We start from the raw sequence: 23,567 nt of genomic DNA, 5'->3' as shown, positions 1-23,567 counted from the left end.
ATGCTGCATTTTTGGTTTTTGAAAGGAATGTGACGTGGCCGCTGCGAACTTATTAGCCCTTCTCGATGATATCGCAACATTAATGGATGACATTGCTGTTATGTCGAAGGTGGCAGCAAAGAAAACTGCTGGTGTTCTGGGGGATGATTTGGCGCTTAACGCTAACCAAGTACAGGGCGTGAAAGCTGACAGAGAATTACCCGTTGTGTGGGCCGTAGCAAAAGGCTCATTGCTAAATAAAGTTATATTGGTTCCTGCCGCCCTTCTTATTAGCGCTTTTGTGCCCTCGTTAATCACCGTACTTCTTGTACTAGGCGGACTCTATTTGTGCTTTGAAGGGGCTGAAAAGCTGCTTCATAAATATTTACCTCATGATGATGAGTCAGCAGAACGTGAAGCCAGAATAAACGCCCTTGCTGATGAAAAAGTGGATATGGTCGCGTTTGAAAAAGAGAAAATTAAAGGCGCTATTCGTACCGACTTCATTCTTTCAGCGGAAATTATTGTGATTGCACTAGGGAGTGTAACGGATGCCACTTTTACCACTCAAGTAGGCGTATTGGTGGCGCTTAGCATTGCTATCACATTAGGGGTATACGGGCTGGTTGCTGGCATTGTCAAAATGGACGATGTTGGGCTGTATTTACTGCGTAAATCACTCACGGGCACCATGAACACCCTGCAACGCTTCTTTGGCCGTGCACTGTTAATAGCCGCGCCTATTTTGATGAAAACCCTTGCAATAGTTGGCACCATTGCCATGTTTTTGGTGGGCGGCGGTATTCTTACTCACAACATTGGGTTTCTGCATCACGCCGCAGTGTGGTTTAGCGAACTCGCGCCATCAATAACGACCGTAATGGCTATTGCTGCCGATGGCCTTGCAGGTCTAATAGCAGGCGCTGTTTTAGCCGTCACCTTCACCCTAGTTTCTCGCTTACGCAAAAACTAAATGGTGTGTTTAAGGGGTAGAATCACTGCCCCTTACGTTTTTTTAGCCAAATATGCATCTACTTACCTTATCCATATTCTCTGCTTTACTGTGTCCCGCTTTAATTTTCATTTCCCTCAAGACCCGCGTTAGTTATTTTGACCAAAACACATCTACAAACTAACTAAATATTAGTTAATTCGTTAATTGCGAAAACCTACCTTAAAAACAATAAAAATAAAACATTATAATAATCATTAACTTAACTAATTATAAAAAGATGGCACATCCCTCGCTATAAACTAATTGTTAATTGATAACGACTTAATAAATAACTGCCAAGCAGTCCGATTTAGTGCAGTGACTTACTTTTACTCATAGGAGATGAACCATGTTTACCAACAAAAAATTACTTACTGCGCTGATTCTAAGTACTGCATTTACAGCCACCACTGCAATGGCGGATGAACCAACAAGCAACCTACTATCGCAAACCGATTATTTAGTGACTAGTGCAATGGCTGAAGTAAAACAAGATATGACGATAGGCATCACGTATGACGTATTAACGGCCAGTCATACTTTTGAGCCGAATGCGGCAGAAGCCAGCACCTTAATTGCAGATATTACGATTACGCCAATGAAAAGTGATGAGTTTCAAAACGATAACGACGCGTAAGGAGGCAGGTATGCTAACCGCTAGCGCATTATTTATGTTGGTCTTGGCACCCGTAGCAGCATTTGCACTTAGCGCTGTAGTGTTTTCAACAGCGCGATATATGTTAGACCAGTTTTAGTACTACTTTTAAAGTTTAGCCTACTCCCTGGGGCTTTTTCAGGAGGCAATAAAAAGCATATTGAGTTGGATGCTTTTTACTGCCTACCTGTTTTTTTATCCAAATATTCTTTCCCACCAGCTTTTCTTTTCGCCTTCTTTTTCTCCATCAGGCTTCACTGCTTTACCAGAACAATCTTGTTGCGCAGGCGGTAACACATCCAGAATAGCTGGTACACTCATGCTTCCGGCACATCCGGCAATCACTACCGCGCCGGTCTTCGCGTCAAAGTGCGCAATACCCAAACCATCTGGAAAGCGGCGAGATAAAGACTTAGGTGATTGAGACTTCATGTAATTAATAAATACCGGCAAGGCACCACTGGCACCGGTTAAATTTACTGGCAAGTTATCATCATTGCCGACCCACACAGTCACCACATTGTTACGGTCAAAGCCGCTGAACCAACTATCACGATAATCGTCAGTAGTACCGGTTTTGCCCGCCATATTCACGTTACCAAAGTTGGCACCTATTTGTTTTGCCGTTCCATCTATCGTGACTTTGTAAAGTGCATAGTTCAGTAAGTAAGTAGCAGCTTCATCGGTTCGCTGCGCGTAGAATTCCGCTTTTTTCCATAACAGTGCATTGTCAGCAGTTACAACTGAACTTACCGTATGCAAAGGCACATAGCGCCCGCCGTTTGATAGTGTTTGGTACATTTGGTTAGTAACAAACGGCGTCAACTCAATCGCCCCTAACGTGAGAGAAGGCACCAAATTGACCTGAGAGGTAACGCCTAATCGCGCAATAGTGTCAGCTATAACATCAAGCCCAACTTGCATGCCTAAATTAACGGTAGGCACATTCAAAGATTCAACCAATCCTTGAATAAGCGGCACTTGCCCTCTGAATTCTTTATCGTAATTTAATGGTGACCATTGCTGTCCATTACGGCTTTCTAGCGTAATAGGCTCATCTTCAAGTGGCGTGGCTAAATTAAACTGGGTTGGATCTTCAAGGGCTGATAAATACACCGCAGGTTTAATCAATGAACCGATTGGACGCTTCGCTCCTAACGCTCGGTTAAACCCTTTAAATGAGTAATCTTTACCGCCAACAATGGCCCGCACTTCGCCTTTGGCACTGTCGGTCACAACCATCGCGCCTTGAAGGGGATTTTTTCTGTTCGTTTGTAAACTGGCAATCGTACCAGAGAGGGCTTTTTCTGCCCGGCGCTGAGCAACGATATCTAACGTGGTAAACACTTTTACGCCCGAGTCACGTAAGCTTGAGTCGGCTAGAATATCTGCAAGCTCTCGTCTTACCTGCTCCATAAAAGCAGGATGTTTGCCGCTGGCCAAACTAGCGCCACTGGCCAAACCTAACGGCATATTAATCGCCCGCTCATATTGACTGCGGTCGATTTCATTTTCGTCAAATAACATACGCAACACTAAGTCTCGGCGCTCTTTAACGCGCTCAGGGTGTTTACGTGGATTATAATAAGAAGGGCCTTTGATAATAGCCACAAGCGTTGCTATTTCAGTTGTGCTCAGTTCATTCGCTGGGCGGTCAAAGTAGAAATAACTAGCCAGCCCGAAACCGTGCACCGCCATGTCTCCATTTTGCCCTAAGAAGACTTCATTTAAATAGGCTTGAATGATTTCCGACTTGGAATACCTGGCGTCTATGATCACCGCCATAATGGCTTCTTTCGCTTTACGCACAATCGAGCGTTCACGGGTTAGAAACATATTTTTGACTAATTGCTGGGTAAGCGTGCTACCACCTTGTACGGTTCTGCCCGCCGCAATATTTGCTAATAGCGCCCGTAATATAGATAAAGGCGCTACACCGTGGTGATTATAAAAATTGCGATCTTCCACCAGCGTTAACGCTTTTGGCAGCATATCGGGAATAGTATCCAGTGTGACCAACATTCTGTCTTCCTGCCTACCGCTGACCATGCGCGTAACCAACCATGGCTCAAGTTTTACAGTGCCAAATGGGCGAGTTTGCGTTCTGTCTTGAATCAGACTAATCCGACTGCCTTGCCAAGTTATCTCTAAATGACGAAGCCCTTCTGCGCCTTCAGGAAAATGGAAAGCGCGACGCTGAATATTTAAAATGCCATTTCGATAACTGTACTCACCACTACCATCTGCTTCATTAACTTTGCGATATCCCAACAAGGTTAATTCATCAATCACTTCGGTGGGAGTAATTTCCTGCCCTTTACTCAGTTCTAGAGGACGGGCAAAAATCTGTGCTGGAACTTCCCATTTATTGCCTGAAAATTCATGCTTAATTTGCGCATCTAAATAAAAGGCATAGGCGCCAAGTACCACAACGCCTATTAGAAATAAGCGCAAGAAGAGCTTCATTATTGAAAAAGATTTAGGTTTGGATGCCGCTTTTGATTGTTTTTTTGCCACTTTTTTTGCCACTGAGAATGCCATGATATGAAGCTGAAAAAATTGTGCAGCTTTCTGAACACAATTTCCAGCGAATGCTGAAGAATTTTGTAGCAGCATATAAACAACTGCGTGCTGCACACTCTGAAGTTAGCGAACACTACCACTGCTCCCCCTCGGCAACAACTACAAAAATAGCGTCACGCTAAAATCAATCGTTTCAATGTTACCAACCGTAGTAATGTTGAATGCTTACACTCAAGGAGAAATTATGACATCTGAAAATAAGGCGAGCTCTATTGCCAATATGGAAGGGTTACAATCGGCTATAGTAGCGGGAGAAAAGGCCAGAGTGAAAGAGCTGTTAGAGGGTCGTTCGTTAGATGAACTTCAAAAAGGGTATTTAATCGAGCTTGCTGAATTAAACAACGATGGCGACATTGTTGGTATTTTAAAACAAGCGCCTACAGCATAACGTCGCAAGGTAGGTTTACATATTGTTACGTATCATCTGCCATAAACCTTAGCGCATCATTGAATTATACTCGCGTTTTACAGTCACATTGAGATAGCATGTGTACTCGCAATACAGGAATTGAATTATGGGTTTAAAGGGTAAAGGGAAGCAGTGGGTCACTGCAGCATCAATGATGTCAGCACTGCTATCAGGGCTTTGCAGCACGACTGCAATAGCCGATGAGGCGTTTTCCGTGTGTACCTCTCAACTTGCCAACAAAGCACTTGAGCAAGGTGTCAGTCAAGACACTGTCGATACCATTTTCCCCTCATTAGTATACCAAGCTCGTGTTATAGAGCTTGATAGAAGCCAACCAGAATTCGTGCAAACGTTTCCGGGCTACTTTAGTAAACGTGTAACCGATTGGCGCACGACTAAGGGCAAGGAAATGTACGAAAAGCACAAGGACTTGTTGCACAAATTAAGTGACAAGTACGGTGTGCCGCCGCACTATTTGCTTGCCTTTTGGGGGCTTGAAACTAATTTTGGTAATTACAAAGGCAAAATGCCTGTTCTTGATTCATTAGCCACGCTTGCTTGCGATCCCCGAAGAAGCAAATACTTTACCCAAGAGCTTTTGGTTGCAGTGAAATTATTTGAGCGTGAGTCACTTACCCGTGAGGAAATGGTCGGCTCTTGGGCTGGCGCTATGGGTCATACCCAATTTATGCCGTCAGCTTATACCCATTACGCGGTAGATGGCGACAATGACGGTCAAATTAACTTATGGAATAGTGAAGAAGATGCACTAACCTCTGCGGCCAACTTTCTTGCAAGTTTAGGCTGGCAACGAGGCTTTCGTTGGGGCCGGGAAGTGCAACTTCCTGATAGTTTCGATTATCAACTTTCTGGTTATAAGAACCGCCGTACATTGAGCCAGTGGAGCGAACTAGGCGTGAAACAAGCCGATGCTAGCCCATTAGGCGACGACGATACTAAAGCATACGTGGTGGTTCCTGCAGGACATGCAGGCCCAGCATTTGTGGGTTACCAGAACTTTCGCGTGATCATGCGTTGGAATAATTCAGAGTTTTACGCCATTGCGGTAGGCGTATTAGCCGATAGAATTTCAGGCGCATCCGGGATTATTGCTCCCCTACCTGATTTACCCGCTTACAGCCGCAACGATATTATTGGCTTACAGAAAAAACTGAATGACCGCGGCTTCGATGTTGGTACACCCGATGGAATAATTGGCCCAGCCACTCGCGAAGGTATCCGCAACTATCAAATAGCAAACGATATGATTGCTGATGGCTTTCCGGGCCTTAATGTGATGCAGTCTTTGAACTTAGTTGATAAGAGTGCTTAGCCGCTTTTAAAAGGCTTTACTTGCCCCGTTAGCTCATCGCCCTCTTTGTTTTGGCGGTGGGTTTAGCGGTAGCTGGTTCATCTGGCCAAAAGTGCTTGGGGTAACGCCCCTTCATTTCTTTTTGAATCGCTAAATAACTCCCCGTCCAGAACCCCGCTAAATCTTTAGTGGTTTGAAGTGGTCGTCCTGCTGGCGACAATAGCTCATAAACAATATTGGTTCTGCCACCCGCCACCGTCAGTGGGGCAGTTTGGCTGTACATCTCTTGCATTCTAACCGCTAACACCACATCACCGTTATCGCGATACTCAAGTGCAGCATCACGCCCTGTGGGTATCGGTAAATGAGTTGGTAATAGTGAAGCAAGGGCGTCTTGCTGCGGCCAACTAAGTGCATTATTTAGCGTATTTTTCCATGGCAACTTTTGTAGTTTCGCCAAAGACTCACATCGACTTAAAGGCTCAATTAATGCCTCTTTTGCATTGTGCATTAATGCCGGCAAAGACTGAGGCCACGGGTCTGGTTTATCGAACGCCTGCGGCTGAGGTAAATTCAACGAAGCAGCAAGTTTAAGTCTGTTCCACCATTGCCAGTCACCTTCAGTGAGTGGCCACTCACTTACTGGAATGTTCTCTAAATATTCAAACCATGCAAAAGCAGTCTGTTTTTTCCAAAAGCGATTATCTTGTTGTTTCTCTTGCCCTGATACGGGCTCACTGGCTAAGTCGATGGCATGAAAACCGGCAATCACCCGTGCTTCCATAGCCTTTTTTGCCACGTTGTAACGTACTTGCTTTTTGCTAGTAAACTCATTTGGGAACACGGCACGAAGCAGGGCTTCATTAATTGGCTGGACTAACCTGAACTTCACCGTATTTCCGGTTTGCTGACCATGTAAAACGGCCAACCACGGTTCAGGGGAATGCTGCTCTAATTCGCCCCCCTTGCCACTGGCGAGCTTATATCCATTTTGCTGGGGCTTTCCTTGCATATTTCCTTGCAGGGTCCCTCGTATAGCACCTTGTGTAGCCCCTTGTCCGTTTTGCTTTCCATTTGCTTTTCCGTTGGCCTTATCAGATGCTTGCCCCCGATAAAACGCCACCCGCTGAGGAAAGGCAATGGCAATACAAAGCGCCAATGCTTCTTCGTCTATAATGTTAATGTCCAAATCGTTCGCCGTAAGACCAACATATCTTGCATATTTAGATGCTTGCTGATGAAGCTGTTTGCGCGCTTGACCATCAAGATTCAACAGCGCATCAATGACATAGGTTTGTGTAAACTGTCCAGCTAGGTTTTCGGCCAATGCCACCACAAAAGGCGCAGCACATTTAAGTTTCCTTTGCAGTGCAGGCTCTACCCCTTCAACACCTTGCTCGCAGCGTATTAACAAATTCGCCAAATTCGGATGGCAGGGTATGTCGGACAGTTTACGCCCATAGGAGGTAATTATTGGGTTGTCATCAAGATCTCTAAGAGCATCTATGGCGGTTAAGTTATTACTAGCCACCTTCAGCTGTGCATTAGTTGGCTGGGTTAACATCGCCAACGATGAGGGCGTAGCGCCCCATTGCAAGGCATCGAGCAATAAGGACGACACATCTTCTCGTAATACTTGCGGAGCATTATGCTGCGCCATACGTTCAAAACTACTTTGGCTACATAGCCGGTAGCAATCGCCCGCGCTAACGCGTCCCGCTCGCCCAGCCCGTTGAATAGCCGATGCTCGAGATATACGCTGTTGCATTAACTGGGTAAAACCACTGGAAGGGTTATATTGCGCTTGATTCTCCCACATACTGTCTACCACCACCTTAACCCCTTCTATGGTTAAGCTGGTTTCGGCAATATTGGTGGCAAGAATAATTTTACGTCGTCCTTGTGGGTCAGGGTTGATAGCGGATTGTTGGGCTTCTTTGCTCATCGCCCCAAAAAGTGTGTGCAATGCCACATCATATTTATCTTCCAGCGTAGAAAGTCGTTGTGCCACCCCTCGAATGGCTCCGCTTCCTGGCAAGAAGACCAGTACATCACCTTGGTGTTGAGAAAACGCTCGGGTAGTCATTTCTGCGGTGGCGCTAACCACCTCATGGGCGAGCACATCTTTGCTGTAATGCATAGTAACGGGGAAAGTTCGCCCTTCTGCATCGAGGTTGATTGCGGGCATAGCCCCGTGATTATTCATTAATGCAGTAAGCGGCTCTACATCAAGGGTGGCCGACATCACCACTAGGCGGAGATCTTCTCGCAAGCCAGCTTGTACGTCGAGGGCTAGCGCTAAACCGAAGTCGCTATGAATGCTGCGCTCATGAAATTCATCAAATATAATGGCCGATACCCCAGCAAGTTCAGGGTCAGACTGAATCATTCTGGCGAGTATACCTTCGGTAATGAGTTCAAGGCGGGTGTTCTTTCCTACCTTACTTTCACCTTTAATACGGTAACCTACTGTGTCGCCCACTTTTTCATTAAGTATGCCTGCCAGATAATTCGCCAAATTCCTTACGACTACGCGGCGAGGCTGCATCAACAACACTTTGCCCTGTGGTATCGCGCTTAACAGAGAAAGTGGTAGCACCGTAGACTTACCTGCACCCGGCGGTGCACCTATGATAAGGTTGTTTTCGCTAATCGCCTTGTTAACGGGTTCGATAAGCTGGGCGGCGGGTAAATGTAATAACGGCTGTAACATAAAGGTTTGCAATACCTAGATAAACTTCTCACACTATTGTACTTGAATTTACCTGTAGCAGAAGTTTTGCATTACGTTAAAACAAGCACTGCTAGACTAAGCACAGCTAAATAGAGACACCTGACGATATGTCCATTTGGGTTTAAACAATTTTCTATTAACTAGGGCGTGTTGACTTCATTACACGTAGATAGAGGAGTGGGTATGCGTTGTTTCATTGGTTTAGATTTACATTCAACAGAAAAGTTAGCCCTTGATAGTTGGCGGCAACAAGCCCTCCCAGAGGTGACAGCCCGCAACATGTTCAACCTTTCTGAGGGCCGAGCCCACAATGAAGGTAGAGGGAGCGAAGGCAGGCGAAGCAAGGGTAAAGAGAGCAAAGGTAAAAGGCGTGACTCAGGCGTATCCCAACCTTATGCGGTTAACGCAGCCAATTACCATATGACCTTAAGTTTTCTCGGTCACATTACTCACCGACAACATGAGGCGTTAGTCGCCGAACTAGATACGCTAGTTCATGCACCTTTTTCACTAACGTTAGACACTACAGGTATTTGGAACGGCCCTAAGATTCTCTTTGCCGCACCACAATCACCGCCAGCAGAGCTCATGGCCTTAGCAAAATCTACCCGCAAGGCCGCCAGATCAGCAGCTATAGAGGTTGATGGTAAAGCTTTTTCGCCCCATGTTACTGTTATTCGAAAAGCCACGGCAGCGCTTCCTGTGCCTTTGTATACACCGCATATAGAGATGCACGCCTCGGCGTTTCACCTTTTTGAATCCGTCTCTACACCGCAAGGGGTTACATACCCCGTTAGGCAAAGTTGGAATTTAAAGCACAATATGTCAGTGCGTGAGAAGCTACGCCGAGGGATTAATGATGAGTAGTTGGTTAACGATCATTCATCGGGTGATATTATTTATAGCAAAATAGCCTATTTCAGTTAGGTTTTTTCACCCCAAAAACCTTTACTTCACTGGCGTAGCTGGGTAAAAAGGGGGTCTTATTTAGTGAGACCTCAATTCCATGCAACAAACGTTTCGATTAGTAATAGATTGCCCTGACCAAATTGGCTTAGTTGCCAGTGTTTCTCAGTTTTTAGCTAGCCATGGTGCCACCATCGTTGAAGCTAACCATCATACCGATTTACAAACCGGTAGATTCTTTATGCGCCATGAAATTGGTGCCGATTCTATTGGGTTAGATTACGACAGCTTTTTATCAGAATTTGCGCCTTTGGCGAACGAATTTCAAATGAATTGGAAGCTCTCTGATTCGGGTAAGAAGCAGCGCGTTGCCTTACTGGGTAGCGTGGAATCTCACTGTATGGTTGATTTACTGCATCGCTGGCACACCGGTGAGCTTGATTGCGATATACCTTGCATTATTGGCAATCATCCACAAATGAAGCAATTTGCCGATTGGTATAAAGTGCCGTTTCATTGGGTAGACTTTAAAGCGCTGGGTAAAGAAGCGGCTTTTGCGCAAATCTCAACCTTATTGGAAGAGTATAAAATTGACCTGACAGTACTTGCCCGCTTCATGCAGATTTTGCCAGATACGCTATGCCAACAACTCCAAGGTAAAGCAATTAACATTCATCATAGCTTCTTACCGAGCTTTGCAGGGGCTAAACCCTACCAACAGGCTTACGATCGCGGCGTTAAGTTAATTGGGGCAACCTGCCATTACGTCACCAAAGACCTAGACGAAGGCCCCATTATTGAGCAAAGCGTTAAGCGAATTAGCCACAGTGATAGCGCGGTTGATATGGTGAGAAAAGGCAAAGACTGTGAAGTAACTGCTCTTGCCCATGGCGTGCGTTACCATTTAGAAGATCGCGTAATTATTCATCGCAATAAAACCGTGGTGTTTGCGTAAGACACTGCTTTATAAATATCGCAGCAAGATAAAAAAGCCAGACGAGAGTGACTCGTCTGGCTTTTTTAATTCTGACAGGCATGAACATGTTTACTTTGTGCGCTGTAACCTGCTTACAGGGCTCAATTTCAGCCTTTCGCGCTCACCCTCTTTTGTAGCCCAACTTGGCCGATTGTTTTGCTTTATACCGACAATGCAGCAAGTTGCTTGCGTAACTTAACGTAATACCACGCATTTGAAATAGCGAATAAGGCTTCGGTAATCGCCAGACCCCATGTTTGAGTAGCCACGCCGTATACCGTAAAGTTTACTGAGCCAATTATCATACAAGTACGCAGCCCTGCTTCTTTGCAGTGTAACTCACCAAAGCGATATACCATGAAAGTCAGTACTGGCATAAGTTCTAGTAGCCCAGTCTTACCCGTAAGGGTGTTAATACTTGCCACTAGCACGGTCATCAGCGTCAGAATAATATAAGTGGCGTACGCGGGTAAAAGTTTCTGAGTAACAATACGATATGTTGTGCTTAAGCCTGCAACCGTAATAACAATCGCCCCACCCCATGCTTGCTCGAAGGCAAGTAAACTGGCAAGTGCTACACACAACCCTAAATTCAATAATAAAAGCTTACGCTCTGTATTGGACCAAAACGAACCAATAGCAAACAATACAGGGATTGTATGAAGCAATAATTCAAACACGCCAATGCTCCTTTATAGATAACAAATGAGGCAAAAAGTAACCGTTAATTAATGGCGCGAAGTGTAGTGATTAACTTAAAACTTTCAATGGTTTTTTTAGGCTTTTCGATGAGTGCCATTTAAGCGCTATTACTCGCATTCTCGTTGGCCTAGCGGCTTAATACGTTAAGAGACATTTAAGTTAGTTTTACAATGGCATAGTATTGAATGTGTGAGATTTTAATTAACGCTTCAATCGGTGATATTGATCTGCTCTACTGGAGCGGGTTGAGCTAATGACAAAAAACAATAAAAGAAATCATAATAAGACAGGAAATAATAATGGGAAAATTTAAAACGTCGCTTACCGCGATGGCGGTAGTGCTTGCACTCGGTGCTTGTTCTGAGCAAAAAGCGCCTCAGACAACGTCAGTAGATACTACTGAAGCCCCCGCAATGCAGGAAAACCAACAGTTCGACAACGTACTCCTTCAAGAATTCAAAGGCCCCTACGGCGGCGTTCCAGCTTTCGATAAAATGAAACTGGAAGATTTGAAACCGGCCCTTGAAAAAGCAATGGAGCTAAATCTTAAAGAGATTGATGAAATTGCGAATAACCCCGAGCCACCTACGTTTGAAAACGTAATTGTGGCTATGGAACGTTCAGGTAGCGAGCTTAGCCGCGTATTTCGCTACTACGGCATTTGGAGTGCGAATAAATCTAGCCCTGAATTTCGTGCTATCCAAGTAGAAATGTCGCCCAAGTTATCCGCATTTTCTACCAAAATCACACAAAACGAAAAGTTATTCGAGCGTGTAAAAGCAGTTTATGAGTCAGATGAACTATCGACATTGACCGAAGAAGAACAGCGCATTACTTGGATGACTTATAACGACTTCGCCCGCAATGGCGCGACATTGGATAGCGAGGCGAAAAAGCGCTACGCCGCCATCAATGAAGAGTTAGCAACCCTTTATACGTCGTTCTCGAATAACGTACTAGCGGATGAAGAGAACTACGTAACCTATATTACTGAAGACCAATTAGGTGGATTGCCTGAATCTTTCGTAAAAGGCGCTAAATCTGCCGCCCAGAGCCGTGGCGAGCCGGATAAATATGCAATAACAAACACCCGTTCTTCAATGGATCCGTTCCTAACCTATTCTACTAACCGTGAATTACGCGAAAAAGTATGGAACACCTATTACAGCCGTGGCGACAACGCAGATGAATTTGATAACAACGAAACGATCAAACGCATTCTGACATTGCGTGATGAGCGCGTGGAATTACTCGGGTATGAAAACTATGCCCAGTGGCGCTTAGAAGACCGTATGGCAAAGAACCCTGAAAACGCCATGGATCTTATGATGAAGGTTTGGCCAGCAGCCATAGCCCGGGTAGATCAAGAAGTGGCCGATATGCAAGCCATTGCTGACGCTGAAGGCGCTGATATTACTATCGCCCCGTGGGACTATCGTTTTTATGCTGAGAAAGTTCGCCAAGCCAAGTACGACTTAGACTCAAACGAAGTGAAGCAATATCTGCAGCTAGATAAACTGCGCGATGCTATGTTCTACGTTGCTGGTCGTTTGTTTAATTTCAACTTTACCCCAGTGGAAGAAGGTAAAGTGCCTGTATTCCACGAAGACGTTAAAGTATGGGAAGTGACCGATAAAGATTCCGGTGCACACATTGGTTTATGGTACTTAGATCCGTTCTCTCGTAAAGGTAAACGCTCTGGTGCATGGGCCACAACCTATCGCTCGTCAACAACCTTCGACGGCAAAAAGACGGTGTTGTCTTCTAACAACTCTAACTTCGTAAAAGGGGCTGAAGGCGAACCCACTCTCATTTCATTTGATGATGCAGAAACCTATTTCCACGAATTTGGTCATGCGCTGCATTTCTTATCTGCTGATGTTAAATACCCTTCTTCGCACTCAGGCGTGCGTGATTACACCGAGTTCCAGTCGCAATTATTAGAGCGCTGGTTAACCACCGACGAAGTTATTAATCAATTCTTAGTGCACTATGAAACGGGTGAACCTATTCCTGCTGAACTTGTGGCTAAGATCAAGAAAGCATCAACCTTTAATGAAGGGTTCAAAACCACTGAGTATATGGCTTCTGCCATCATGGATTTGAAGTACCATACCACTGATCCAGCGACTATTGAGCCCGATACCTTTGAACGTGAAGAGCTTACAAAGCTCGGTATGCCTGAAGAGATTGTTATGCGTCACCGCACACCTCATTTTGGTCACGTGTTCTCGGGTGAAGGTTATGCCGCAGCCTATTACGGTTATATGTGGGCAGAAGTGCTAACCGCTGATGCATCAGAAGCCTTTATGGAAGCACCAGGTGGATTTTACGACAAAGAAGTGGGCGATCGCTTAGTGAAGTACCTCTTCTCTGTGCGTAATGCGATGGATCCCGCTGAGGCTTATCGCAAATTCCGTGGTCGTGATGCCAAAGTTGACGCATTAATGCGCGACAGAGGTTTTCCAATTCCCGAAGACAAAAGTAAAGATAAAAGCGAAGATTAATCGTTAAACCTACCTAAACAAGCCGCGAAGTTGAGAAATCCATCTTATTTCGCGGCTTTTTCTTGACCTTTCGGTCAATTTAACTTCAAAATCGTTTTATCGGTTTTTATACGTCGAAAGTATAATAATTTGCGATTATCTGCCGATACAAACAGAACAATAAAAAACTAGTGCGCACTACTTCTCCTCGTGTTACATGAAGTGATTAATAAATTGCTACTAAACAGCAACGTAGACGCTAACAGTAATAACCCAACGCCCAAGACGTGACTGTGCCTGCAGTGCAGCGTCGTTATTTTAGCAGTCCAAATATGGTCGGAAGTTATGACTTTGAGTATTAAACAAAAACTAATTATTTCACTAATGGTGGCCGTGTTGGCTGCCTCAATCTTGGTAGGTTCAATTAGCCAGTGGATAGCCCGAGACTTAGTTAAAGAAAACATGGAGCAGCTTCAACTTCCTTCACTGTTGAAGCAAATAGGAAATCAGGTAGACAGAGAAGCCAGTGTGATGCTTTCTGTTGCCCATGGTATTGCATCCAACCCTGACATTTTAGCTTGGTCGGCAGCAGGCGCTGATAGTTCAGGTGAAAGGCGGCTTATCGCTTATCTGAACGATATCGTGAATTTCAACGATTTAACCGTAGCCTCTTTCGTCGATAGAAAAACCACTAAGTATTGGAATCAAGACGGTTTTTTACGAGTGCTAAAAAACGATGAATTCGATGGATGGTTTTTTGCTTACCGTGATAGTGGTACGCCAATTTCACTTAGCTTGTATAACGAACCTGGCCAAGGTTATAGATTGTTCGCTAACTTCCAACAAACCGCAGGCAGAGGCATGTCTGGTGTCGCGAAGTCTGTTGACGAGCTATTAGATATTATTAACGCGGTAAAAATTGCTCAAACCGGCTTCGTGTATTTAGTTGATGGCGAGGGCACTATTATTGCCCACCCTGATACTAGCCTTTTAGGAAAATCCAAACTAAGCGCCATTAGTGGCACAAATGCTTCGCGGACTTTACTGCAACAACGTGATTTTGCGATGGCAACTAGTGAAGTACATGCCGATGACGTCCTTTTTGCTAGTACGTATGTAGAAAAATCCGGTTGGTACGTGGTGGCGCAAGTACCAGAACAAGAACTTTATGCCTCATTAAATGCAGGCAGTCGCCAGATCATTTTATGGTCTATTGCCATCGCGGGCCTGTTTGCGCTACTTGGAATTTGGCTGGCATCGTCTCTCACCAAACCTATCGAATCTCTGGCTGATATTTTCCAGCAACTTGGTAAAGGGCAAGGCGATTTACGTTCAAGAATTGACGTACCAGAACAAAAAGAAACCGCTCGACTGGTTGAAGGCTTCAATAGCTTTATCGATCATCTTCACAGTACTATTGCATCGGTAGCTAAAACTAGCCAAGCCCTTAAAGCCTCAGCGCAAGAAGTGGCCAGCCAATCTCAACAAAATGAACGTTCTACTCGTAGTCAGCGAGACCAAACCATGCAGGCCGCAACAGCGTTAACTGAAATGGGCAGCACGGTCACTGAAGTCGCACAGTCTGCTACTTATGCTGCGCAAAATGCGAATCGTGCGACTGAGAGCTCGCAAGAAGGTCGTCTATTTACTCAAAAAGCGGTGCACGCAATATCGAACCTTTCCACCCAAGTAGAAAGTGTGTCTGAGGTTATCCAGTCTCTTGATGAGCACACTGCGGCTATCGGCGGCATACTTGATACTATTCGCAGCATTTCAGAGCAAACTAATTTACTTGCCTTGAATGCAGCGATAGAAGCCGCTCGGGCTGGCGATCATGGTAGAGGCTTCTCGGTTGTGGCCGATGAAGTTCGGACACTGGCTCAGCGTGCAGCTGCCGCCACCGATGAGATACAGATCAAGATTGATAAGTTCCAACTCGATTCCAAAACGGCCGTTTCTCAAATGCAAGATAGCAAAGCACAAACCAAAGACGTGGTTGGCGCTACCGATGATATCGATAAACTGCTGCAGAAAATTGCCGAGGAAATTGTGCTGATTAATGATGTGAATACGCAAGTGGCTACCGCCACAGAACAACAAGCGACCGTCGTTGAAGATATTAGCCGGAGTATTAATGAGATAAGTTCATCAAGTGATGAAACCCTTAAAGCCACACATGTGTTAGTAGGCGTTAGCGAGAAGCTAGACGAACTCGCAAACGAACTGGCTCAAGAGGTTAGCCAGTTTAAGTTGTGAGATTAGTTTTATTTCAATACTGCTTGGCTAGAACGCAATAGCGTATTGCAGTTTAACTTGGTTGTCGTGGGCTTCGCTCCACGGCAACTGAATTGTTGCGCTGTCCGACTTCCACGACTCTCTAGAAGCCGCAACCGTAAGCGTGTGTCTTTCTTCCATTAGTGGAACTTCAAAATACACACTAGCCGTCGTACTAGTAGGGAGTTGAATCACTTCAGCAACAGGAATGGAAATTTCGTGTTCAGGCCTAATTTTGTGACTTAACCCAACTCGGTAACTTCCTTTATCCCACCAACTCACCACCTCAAATTCATGGCTCTTAACTCTCTGAGCAAGCACGCCGTAATCGAGTAAGCCTTTGTTATAGTGGACAATTGCCTCTACATTGAAGCGTTTAGTGAATTGCTGGTTTACGACTAATTGATACTGCTTCTGCTTGCAGCCTTTAAATCTAATTTTGTTTTTAGATAACGCGATTGAAAAGGTGTCATCCAAACTTACATATTCGCTCAACCACTGCTCAGCATCTTCTATTGCTGATGCAGAGGCAGACATTGATACCCATGCACTTTGAAGCGCCGTAAGCATCACTAGAAGCTGAGAGAGTCTACGCATTAAACCGGTTACCTAATATGCAAAAGCAGAGTAGAACCTTATATAACCACGAAGTGTAAAACGTGGGAATTAGCCATTATGCTAACTCCCTTCAAGTGGTTAAATTGTATACATATTTATTTTTGGCTAATGGTAACTTCGGTAAGTGATGCCTTACGATGCCCAGCAGCTTCTTCTGAAAACCAGTAATTACCGTTGTCATCAACACATACACCTTCTACTTGTTTATAAGCAGGTAATGGCCAAATATTAATAGGAACAAACTGATTATCAACCTGAGCCATGAAAGTATCAAAGTTACCAAAAGGGTCAGATTTATAGCCCACTATAACGTATAAGTTACGAGCAGCATCGTAATCTGCGCCGGTGATAACACCTGGTAAACCTTCAATATTCGCAAACGCGGTTAATGTCTGGGGCTGTGTAGATTCATTAACTTCATACACTTTAGCCACACCGGTACGCCAGCTTTTCGAGAACAGTATTAACTTTCCGTTGGCATACGTCATGGCCTCTGAATCAAAGTCATGAGCATAAGGCATGTTACTACTTGGATTGTTGCCTTCATAGGCTACTGTCATTGTGACTATATCGTTAAGGTCATTTTTATTGACCTTATATATAGCAAGACTCTCACGACGGCCCTTGTTGTTACCAACATCTGCAACATACCAATGCGTTGAACTTGCTGTAACCGCTTCCCAATCAATGTTGTCTAACGCCATTCTATCGGTTTTAATCACCTTGCCTTCATAAGATAGGTGAAACAATTCGGGTTTGTTACCAGAGTCGTTCAAACTAACGAGTGTTGAGGCATTACAAAACAGCCCCGACGTTTCTTCCAATACATCAGGAAGCACCGTTAACTTACCTACAGATATTTTTGTCTGAGCTTCAGGGTATGAAGCAGCACAACCAGTAAGTAACGAGAGCGAAAAAAACGTAGCAACTGCTACAGGTAAAAGTGAATGATTAAGCAACGTAGATAGTCCGTTGATAAGGCGCTCTTTGGCGCGTAATTAATGAAGTCTTAAAATACTATGCTTCCCCTTCCACGACAACGTTGAATATAAGCGAATTGATCCCTCATAGGCTAAACTCTGTTTTAATTACATGGCGCTTATACGAAAGTCTCTGTCGGCTTGTAGATAAGTTGCTATATGATGGAACCGCATAACAATATGAGTATGGCTACATACTTACAATTATATAAATAAGGGAACACGCATTGTCAGATCCACTCATGTCTTTGGTTGCCGTTGGCTTATTGTCGATTAGCTGCCAATATCTCGCGTACAAAGTTCGTTTACCTGCCATCTTACCGCTTTTAATTGTAGGTATTGTGGTTGGCCCTGTATTTGGCGTGCTTGACGCAGACGCGCTTTTTGGCGACCTTTTGTTCCCAGTTGTATCACTTTCCGTTGCTATTATTCTGTTTGAAGGTTCCCTTACCCTTAAGTTTGGTGATATTGCTGGTCATGGCAATATGGTGCGTAACCTATGTAGTGTGGGTGTATTGGTTACCTGGGTTATTGCTGCAGTGGCGGCCCATTACAGCCTAGACTTGTCGTGGCAACTCTCTTTTTTATTCGGCGCTATCGTGACGGTAACCGGCCCCACCGTAATAGTGCCCATGCTGCGTACTGTGCGGCCTAAATCTAACTTGGCAAGCATCCTACGATGGGAAGGCATAGTTATCGACCCCATTGGCGCCCTGCTGGCTGTACTCGTCTTTGAGTTTATCGTTGCCTCTCAAGGCAATGCTATTTCCCACACGTTTATCACCTTTGGCAAAACCATCGGAATTGGTTTCCTGCTTGGTTTTAGTTCGGGTTATTTGCTAGGGCTTTCTATCCGCAAAGATTGGATCCCGCATTACTTATTAAACACCGCGGTTTTAACGATTATTCTCGGCGTGTTTGCAGCGTCAAACTATGTTGCACATGAATCTGGACTATTGGCCGTTACCATTACCGGCATGGTATTAGCCAACATGAAGAACGTGGAAGTAGAAGACATTTTAGAGTTCAAAGAAACCTTGAGTGTGCTGCTTATCTCAGGCTTGTTCATATTACTTGCTACCCGTCTTAGCCTTCAATCTATTGCGGATGTGGGCTGGGGAGCGCTCATTGTCCTTGGGGCAATCATGTTCATTGCTCGCCCGTTATCGGTAGCAGCGTCGTCTATTGGCACTGGTCTTAAACTTAATGAGCTAGCCTTGCTGAGCTGGATTGCACCTCGCGGTATTGTGGCCGCAGCCGTATCTGCATTGTTTTCTTTAAAGCTTGAAGAAATTGGCTACGAGGGTGCTGGCATTATCGTGCCAATGGTCTTTCTTGTGATTATTGCTACCGTCGTTGTACAAAGCCTTACTTCTCGAAGTGTCGCACAATTACTAAAAGTTAGAGCTCCTGCCCCTACCGCTTACCTTGTGTTCGGTGGCAGTAAGTTTAACCGTATGCTTGCTGATGAAATGATTAAGCAAGAGTTGAGCGTTACCGTTGCTGATACCAACTGGGATGCCATTCGTGAAGCCCGAATGATGGATATTCCCGTGTATTTTGGTAACCCTATGTCAGATCACGCAGCTCGACATCTTGATATTGCCAGTTTTGGTACGGTGTTGATTATGTCACCTTACAAACAGCTTAATCCCCCCATCGCGTATCATTTTGAAAATACCATGGGCAAAGACAAAGTATGGGCACTGACAAGTAACGAACAATCTACCCGTCCAAGTCACCAAGTCAGTGAACAATACGCCAAACGTCTTACCTTATTTGATGAAGGGGTGACTTATGGGTATCTGGCATCAGCGATTGCTCGTAACGCCAGTATTAAAACAACACGGCTGTCTGATGAGTTTACATTCGCGCAATATAATGAAAAATATGGTGATAGAGCCACACCATTAATAGCCATAGATGTTGAAGGAAAAAGCTTCACGTTCGTGAATGGGAACAGCATTCATCCTAAGGCAGGATGGCGAGTAATAAGTTTGATTTTACCTGAAGGTGAAGCAGTGTAAGAAGATGCTTGTGGGTTAAGATGGCACCCTGCCTAGGCAGGGTGCATCTCCCTGGAGAACGCGTAATCCAGTGCTTCTTCATGAGAAGCATAATTGTTTATATTTTACCGTAACTACGCTGTCGGCGTTATAAAAGCAAAGAGTAGACCACTTTGTATTTTCAAAACATTTTCAATAGTTTACGTATTTTTTAATAAAATAGCAGGCTTCCACAGGGGTGCAAATAAAAACCTTGGTGCAATGTGCGCACAACTTTGGTGAGCTAAAATTAACCAATTGATATTTATAAGTAAGGTTAAGCTACATTACGTTTTATAACCGCTAGCGTTTTATCCAATGCACCACTGTTTTCCTCTAAAACTTTCCGGCCGGCTTTTCCAGCTTCCTCACGTTTCATCGGGGCATTAATCCAAGCTTCACATTGCTGAGCAATTTCTTGTGCGTTCGCTATTTTTGTAAGGGCTCCACGCGCTTCCAAATACTCACAAATTACTGGATTGTTATAGGTATGTGGCCCCATCATGATGGGAATAGAAAAGGCGGCTGGCTCTAACGCGTTATGCCCACCGCGATTTGCAATCGAGCCCCCTACAAATGCAAAACTAGCCACGCTATAAGCACTATTCAATTTGCCCATTTCATCGAGCAAAATAACTTTCGTCTCTGGCGCTATAGCATCAATGTTACTTGTTCGAACGTATTCAAGTTCGTTTTGCTCTAATAGCTTAGCAACGGTATCAAACCGCTCTGGGTGGCGAGGTACTAACAGCAAGCGAAGATTAACTGCGGTTGACGAGCCAAGTATCTTCACGGCATCAATCATGGCTTGCTCTTCAAGATCGTGGGTACTGCCAGCAACTAATATTGGGCCGTCTGTTAGTGAAAGGCCCATGAACCCTATACTTTGATGCGATGTAGACGCAGCTTGGTCAAACTTAATATTATTAGTTTGAGTCATACGTGCTTCAGGCATACCTAGCGCAAGATAATTATTGTAATCACGCTGACCTTGAGTACATATATGAGAAAGTTTGTTTAGCATGGGTTTAAACAGTTTACCTATTTTCATGTAGCGCTTAGCTGACCTATCTGTCATACGCGCATTAATCACCATTATCGGTATGTGGCGCTTCCAGCAAGCATGGATAAAGTTAGGCCATAATTCGACTTCGGTAATAAGCACCGCTTTAGGTTTAATGCGCTTTATCATTGCGGCCATCGCCGTATGCAAATCATAGGGCAAGTAAAAATGGTGTACCGTATTACCAAAAATATCCCGCACCCTTGCCGATCCTGTGGGTGTAGTGGTAGTCACCGTAATCTGGGTATCTGGCTCAGCCTGAATGATGCGCTTTATTAAGCAAGATGCCGCCACCACTTCACCAACCGAAACACAGTGAAACAGGTAACCACCCGTTTTATGGGGTCTCGCAACAAAACCGAATCGCTCAAACCGGCGTTGGTTGTATTCTTTATTTCTTGTCGCACCTCGGCGCATTAGTTGGATAAATGCAAAAGGGATAATGCAAAACAATACACAGGAGTAAAGCCAGCGACACACATCTTCTAGTAATGTAGGTCTGTATTCGGCTTCTTTACCGCCTCTTATCATTAGTAATTCCTATTGTTATTCTTTGGTAGCCTGACTGGCTCACTAGACAATAAATGAAATGCATAGCGCTATGCTAGGTCGTCATCAAACTGACGTTATTATGTGTTTTACTCACCCATTATAACTCGTCTACATGTAAGTTTTATGTGCTCTACTGCAACCCAGCCGAACGTACTTTTAATCAGGCTTAGCGCTATTGGTGACATTGTAATGGCCTCAGGGCTTCCGTCCAGCATTAAAGAGGCTCTTCCTAATGCTCGAGTTACCTGGTTAGTTGAAAAACCGTATGCAGGACTAGTACAACACCACCCTTTTGTTGACGACATTCTCGTGTGGCCCAAAAGCGAATGGAAAGCGTTTGGTAAGAAGCGCGCCTATTGGTCTTTGTTCAAATCCGTTTGGGCATTTAGGCGACAACTCCGCGATAAAGGCTTTACCCACGCCATTGATGCCCAAGGCTTACTTAAAAGTGCCTTTTTAGCCTATCTCAGTGGTGCAAGTGTCCGAATTGGTTTTAATAGTAAAGAGCAAAGCCAACGTTTCTTAACCGATACAATAGATAAACCAATATCAAACCAAATCAGCAGCGAGTATCGATATTTGGCAAGGCATATGGGAGCGCATTCTTACGAACTACATATTGAAATGGGGGTACCTGCAGCACAAAAGCTTCAGGGCACGCTAGGTGCACTGTCGGTAAATGGCGATTATATCGTACTTGCCCCTTTTACTACTCGTCCGCAAAAGCACTGGCCAATTAATCATTGGAAGCAACTTATCACGCTTATCCGTCAGCACAGTGATATCTCCATCGTTATTCTAGGCGGCCCATCTGATAGCTGTGATGCAGAGGCACTGACCTTCAATGAAGATGATGTTTACTCATTAGCGGGTCATGTATCGTTGGCTGAATCAGCCGTGGCGGTTAAACATTCTCATGCATTTATTGGTGTGGATACTGGCCTGACACACATGGCGGTTTCTTTTCTTCGCCCTACAGTTGCGCTTTTTGGGTCTACATGTCCGTATACTTATACTGATAATGCCAACACTCATGTATTATATAAAAAGCTAGTCTGTGCGCCATGTAAGCGTAAACCAACGTGCAATGGTACATTTGACTGTATGGCGTTTATTCGCCCAGAAGAAGTTTTTACCACTGTGAAGGAATATCTGTGAGCTTAAAGATTTTGCATATAGAGTTGGGTAGAAACCTGTATGGCGGCGCTAAACAAGTTGTTTACTTGTTAGATTCATTGAACCGCCAGTTTGATTACGAAAACCATTTAATATGCCCAGAAGATAGTAAAATTGCATCGCTGTCTCTTTCAGGTTGCCAAACGCATACTATTGCTTATCGCGGAGAAACAGACTTATTTGCCGTGAAACGCATGGTTAATATCGCCCGTAAAATTAACGCCGATGTCATTCATGTTCATAGCCGTCGTGGGGCAGATGTTTTCGGCGCTATGGTAGCGAAGATCACTGGTATTCCTGCTATATGCACACGACGAGTAGATAACCCAGAATCACTGTTTGCCACTTATAAATACAGTCAGTTTGCGGCTGTCGCGAGTATTTCTGAGGGCGTGTTTAATGTGGTGAGTCATCACTGTGAAGCAGTGAAACACCAACCGGTTATTCACTCGTCAGTAGATTTTAAAGAGTTTTCGAAGCCTGGTGACAAAGCGTGGCTAAGTGAAACCTTCTCTATTCCTTCAGATCATACCGTTATTGCTAACTTTGCTCAGCTTATATCTCGTAAAGGCCAAGCTGATATTATTTTAGCTATGGAAAAAGTGGTTCAAAATAACCCTAAAGTGAGTTGTTTACTCTTTGGCAAAGGAAATCTTAAAGAAAGCTACGAAGCGCTTATCGACCGGCATTTACTTACCGAACACGTTCACCTGTGTGGCTTTACCGATGAAGTCAGTAAAATTCTTCCCAGTGTTGATATTGTAGTTCACCCGGCTTATGCAGAGGGCTTAGGCGTTATTCTTCTTCAAGCCGGAGCGTGTAAGCGTGCGGTGGTATCGACACCGGTAGGCGGTATTCCTGAGATAATTGAACACAATGAGACAGGACTAATGGTAACGCCAGGAAATATCGATGAGATTGCCGATGCATTAATTACGCTGGTGAATGATAAGCAAACCCGAGACACCTTGGGCAATCAGTTGTATCAACATGTAAAAGGGCATTTCAGTACTGACGAAATGGCAGCCAGTTATAGCGAGCTGTACGTGACTGTGACACAGCCATCATAAGTATTGCATTGTTAAATTTTAGACAATAAAAAAGCCGCTCGAGAGCGGCTTTT

General features: G+C 44.5%; 17 protein-coding genes. 11 read left to right on the top strand and 6 right to left on the bottom strand.

Going from position 1 to position 23,567, the window contains the following annotated elements; translation table 11 throughout:
* Positions 1–34 precede the first annotated feature (34 nt).
* A complete protein-coding gene (locus tag ALT761_RS01930; protein WP_129735969.1) occupies positions 35–952 on the top strand; it encodes a DUF808 domain-containing protein in 918 nt (305 codons plus the stop codon).
* A 370-nt stretch (positions 953–1,322) separates the two neighbouring features.
* A complete protein-coding gene (locus tag ALT761_RS01925) occupies positions 1,323–1,610 on the top strand; it encodes a hypothetical protein (RefSeq protein ID WP_129735967.1) in 288 nt (95 codons plus the stop codon).
* Between the two features lie 213 nt (positions 1,611–1,823).
* Here the strand turns inward: ALT761_RS01925 and mrcB are convergent, their stop codons facing one another.
* On the bottom strand, positions 1,824–4,169 hold the full coding sequence (gene mrcB, locus ALT761_RS01920) for a penicillin-binding protein 1B (RefSeq protein WP_129740543.1): 2,346 nt from the start codon (positions 4,167–4,169) through the stop codon (positions 1,824–1,826).
* Between the two features lie 226 nt (positions 4,170–4,395).
* On the opposite strand from mrcB, the gene ALT761_RS01915 reads away from it, so the two are divergent.
* The gene (locus ALT761_RS01915; protein WP_013785703.1) at positions 4,396–4,599 is read left to right on the top strand and encodes a hypothetical protein; all 204 of its coding nucleotides are present in this window, start codon (positions 4,396–4,398) and stop codon (positions 4,597–4,599) included.
* 127 nt (positions 4,600–4,726) lie between these two features.
* A complete protein-coding gene (locus ALT761_RS01910) occupies positions 4,727–5,953 on the top strand; it encodes a lytic murein transglycosylase (protein WP_129735965.1) in 1,227 nt (408 codons plus the stop codon).
* A gap of 28 nt (positions 5,954–5,981) precedes the next feature.
* On the opposite strand, the gene ALT761_RS01905 is transcribed toward ALT761_RS01910, so the two are convergent.
* Positions 5,982–8,645 (bottom strand): ATP-dependent RNA helicase, encoded by a 2,664-nt coding sequence (locus tag ALT761_RS01905; RefSeq protein WP_129735963.1) that lies wholly within the window; start codon positions 8,643–8,645, stop codon positions 5,982–5,984.
* Between the two features lie 204 nt (positions 8,646–8,849).
* On the opposite strand from ALT761_RS01905, the gene thpR reads away from it, so the two are divergent.
* Together thpR and purU are read left to right on the top strand one after the other, a co-directional pair.
* Positions 8,850–9,533 (top strand): RNA 2',3'-cyclic phosphodiesterase, encoded by a 684-nt coding sequence (gene thpR / locus ALT761_RS01900; protein ID WP_129735961.1) that lies wholly within the window; start codon positions 8,850–8,852, stop codon positions 9,531–9,533.
* A gap of 139 nt (positions 9,534–9,672) precedes the next feature.
* Positions 9,673–10,527 (top strand): formyltetrahydrofolate deformylase, encoded by an 855-nt coding sequence (purU, locus tag ALT761_RS01895; protein WP_129735959.1) that lies wholly within the window; start codon positions 9,673–9,675, stop codon positions 10,525–10,527.
* 182 nt (positions 10,528–10,709) lie between these two features.
* Here the strand turns inward: purU and ALT761_RS01890 are convergent, their stop codons facing one another.
* Complete coding sequence (locus ALT761_RS01890) at positions 10,710–11,228, bottom strand: YgjV family protein (protein ID WP_129735957.1); 519 nt, start codon at positions 11,226–11,228, stop codon at positions 10,710–10,712.
* A gap of 321 nt (positions 11,229–11,549) precedes the next feature.
* On the opposite strand from ALT761_RS01890, the gene ALT761_RS01885 reads away from it, so the two are divergent.
* Both ALT761_RS01885 and ALT761_RS01880 read left to right on the top strand, forming a co-directional pair.
* Complete coding sequence (locus ALT761_RS01885; protein ID WP_129735955.1) at positions 11,550–13,757, top strand: M3 family metallopeptidase; 2,208 nt, start codon at positions 11,550–11,552, stop codon at positions 13,755–13,757.
* 324 nt (positions 13,758–14,081) lie between these two features.
* Positions 14,082–15,992: a methyl-accepting chemotaxis protein gene (locus ALT761_RS01880; protein ID WP_129735954.1), complete on the top strand. Its 1,911-nt coding sequence runs from the start codon at positions 14,082–14,084 to the stop codon at positions 15,990–15,992.
* Between the two features lie 27 nt (positions 15,993–16,019).
* Here ALT761_RS01880 and ALT761_RS01875 read toward each other — a convergent pair whose 3' ends face one another.
* Both ALT761_RS01875 and ALT761_RS01870 read right to left on the bottom strand, forming a co-directional pair.
* Complete coding sequence (locus ALT761_RS01875) at positions 16,020–16,607, bottom strand: hypothetical protein (RefSeq protein WP_129735952.1); 588 nt, start codon at positions 16,605–16,607, stop codon at positions 16,020–16,022.
* 116 nt (positions 16,608–16,723) lie between these two features.
* The gene (locus ALT761_RS01870; RefSeq protein WP_129735950.1) at positions 16,724–17,587 is read right to left on the bottom strand and encodes a hypothetical protein; all 864 of its coding nucleotides are present in this window, start codon (positions 17,585–17,587) and stop codon (positions 16,724–16,726) included.
* A gap of 248 nt (positions 17,588–17,835) precedes the next feature.
* On the opposite strand from ALT761_RS01870, the gene ALT761_RS01865 reads away from it, so the two are divergent.
* Complete coding sequence (locus ALT761_RS01865) at positions 17,836–19,635, top strand: cation:proton antiporter (protein WP_129735948.1); 1,800 nt, start codon at positions 17,836–17,838, stop codon at positions 19,633–19,635.
* A 295-nt stretch (positions 19,636–19,930) separates the two neighbouring features.
* Here ALT761_RS01865 and ALT761_RS01860 read toward each other — a convergent pair whose 3' ends face one another.
* Positions 19,931–21,247 carry a 3-deoxy-D-manno-octulosonic acid transferase gene (locus ALT761_RS01860; protein ID WP_129735946.1) on the bottom strand — a complete coding sequence of 439 codons (1,317 nt, stop codon included), beginning with the start codon at positions 21,245–21,247 and terminating at the stop codon, positions 19,931–19,933.
* Positions 21,248–21,457: 210 nt separating this feature from the next.
* On the opposite strand from ALT761_RS01860, the gene ALT761_RS01855 reads away from it, so the two are divergent.
* Positions 21,458–22,426, top strand: coding sequence for a glycosyltransferase family 9 protein (locus ALT761_RS01855; protein ID WP_232043517.1), 969 nt, complete (start codon positions 21,458–21,460; stop codon positions 22,424–22,426).
* Positions 22,423–23,514: a glycosyltransferase gene (locus tag ALT761_RS01850; RefSeq protein WP_129735943.1), complete on the top strand. Its 1,092-nt coding sequence runs from the start codon at positions 22,423–22,425 to the stop codon at positions 23,512–23,514. Before ALT761_RS01855 ends, ALT761_RS01850 begins: the two co-directional genes overlap by 4 nt.
* The last annotated feature ends 53 nt before the right edge of the window (positions 23,515–23,567 follow it).

It is taken from the genome of Alteromonas sp. 76-1, assembly GCF_900654235.1.
In the GTDB taxonomy this organism is placed as follows: Bacteria; Pseudomonadota; Gammaproteobacteria; order Enterobacterales; family Alteromonadaceae; genus Alteromonas; species Alteromonas naphthalenivorans.
Note: the sequence above shows the minus strand (reverse complement) of the source record. Positions and strands in the feature narration are given on the sequence as shown.

Excerpts from the sequence above, each read along its gene's own strand:
- mrcB (WP_129740543.1), bottom strand. The coding sequence starts at position 4,169 with ATGGCATTCTCAGTGGCAAAAAAAGTGGCAAAAAAACAATCAAAAGCG.
- ALT761_RS01915 (WP_013785703.1), top strand. The coding sequence starts at position 4,396 with ATGACATCTGAAAATAAGGCGAGCTCTATTGCCAATATGGAAGGGTTA.
- ALT761_RS01860 (WP_129735946.1), bottom strand. The coding sequence starts at position 21,247 with ATGATAAGAGGCGGTAAAGAAGCCGAATACAGACCTACATTACTAGAA.
- ALT761_RS01880 (WP_129735954.1), top strand. The coding sequence starts at position 14,082 with ATGACTTTGAGTATTAAACAAAAACTAATTATTTCACTAATGGTGGCC.
- ALT761_RS01885 (WP_129735955.1), top strand. The coding sequence starts at position 11,550 with ATGGGAAAATTTAAAACGTCGCTTACCGCGATGGCGGTAGTGCTTGCA.
- ALT761_RS01875 (WP_129735952.1), bottom strand. The coding sequence starts at position 16,607 with ATGCGTAGACTCTCTCAGCTTCTAGTGATGCTTACGGCGCTTCAAAGT.
- ALT761_RS01925 (WP_129735967.1), top strand. The coding sequence starts at position 1,323 with ATGTTTACCAACAAAAAATTACTTACTGCGCTGATTCTAAGTACTGCA.
- ALT761_RS01905 (WP_129735963.1), bottom strand. The coding sequence starts at position 8,645 with ATGTTACAGCCGTTATTACATTTACCCGCCGCCCAGCTTATCGAACCC.
- thpR (WP_129735961.1), top strand. The coding sequence starts at position 8,850 with ATGCGTTGTTTCATTGGTTTAGATTTACATTCAACAGAAAAGTTAGCC.
- ALT761_RS01910 (WP_129735965.1), top strand. The coding sequence starts at position 4,727 with ATGGGTTTAAAGGGTAAAGGGAAGCAGTGGGTCACTGCAGCATCAATG.
- ALT761_RS01855 (WP_232043517.1), top strand. The coding sequence starts at position 21,458 with ATGGCCTCAGGGCTTCCGTCCAGCATTAAAGAGGCTCTTCCTAATGCT.
- purU (WP_129735959.1), top strand. The coding sequence starts at position 9,673 with ATGCAACAAACGTTTCGATTAGTAATAGATTGCCCTGACCAAATTGGC.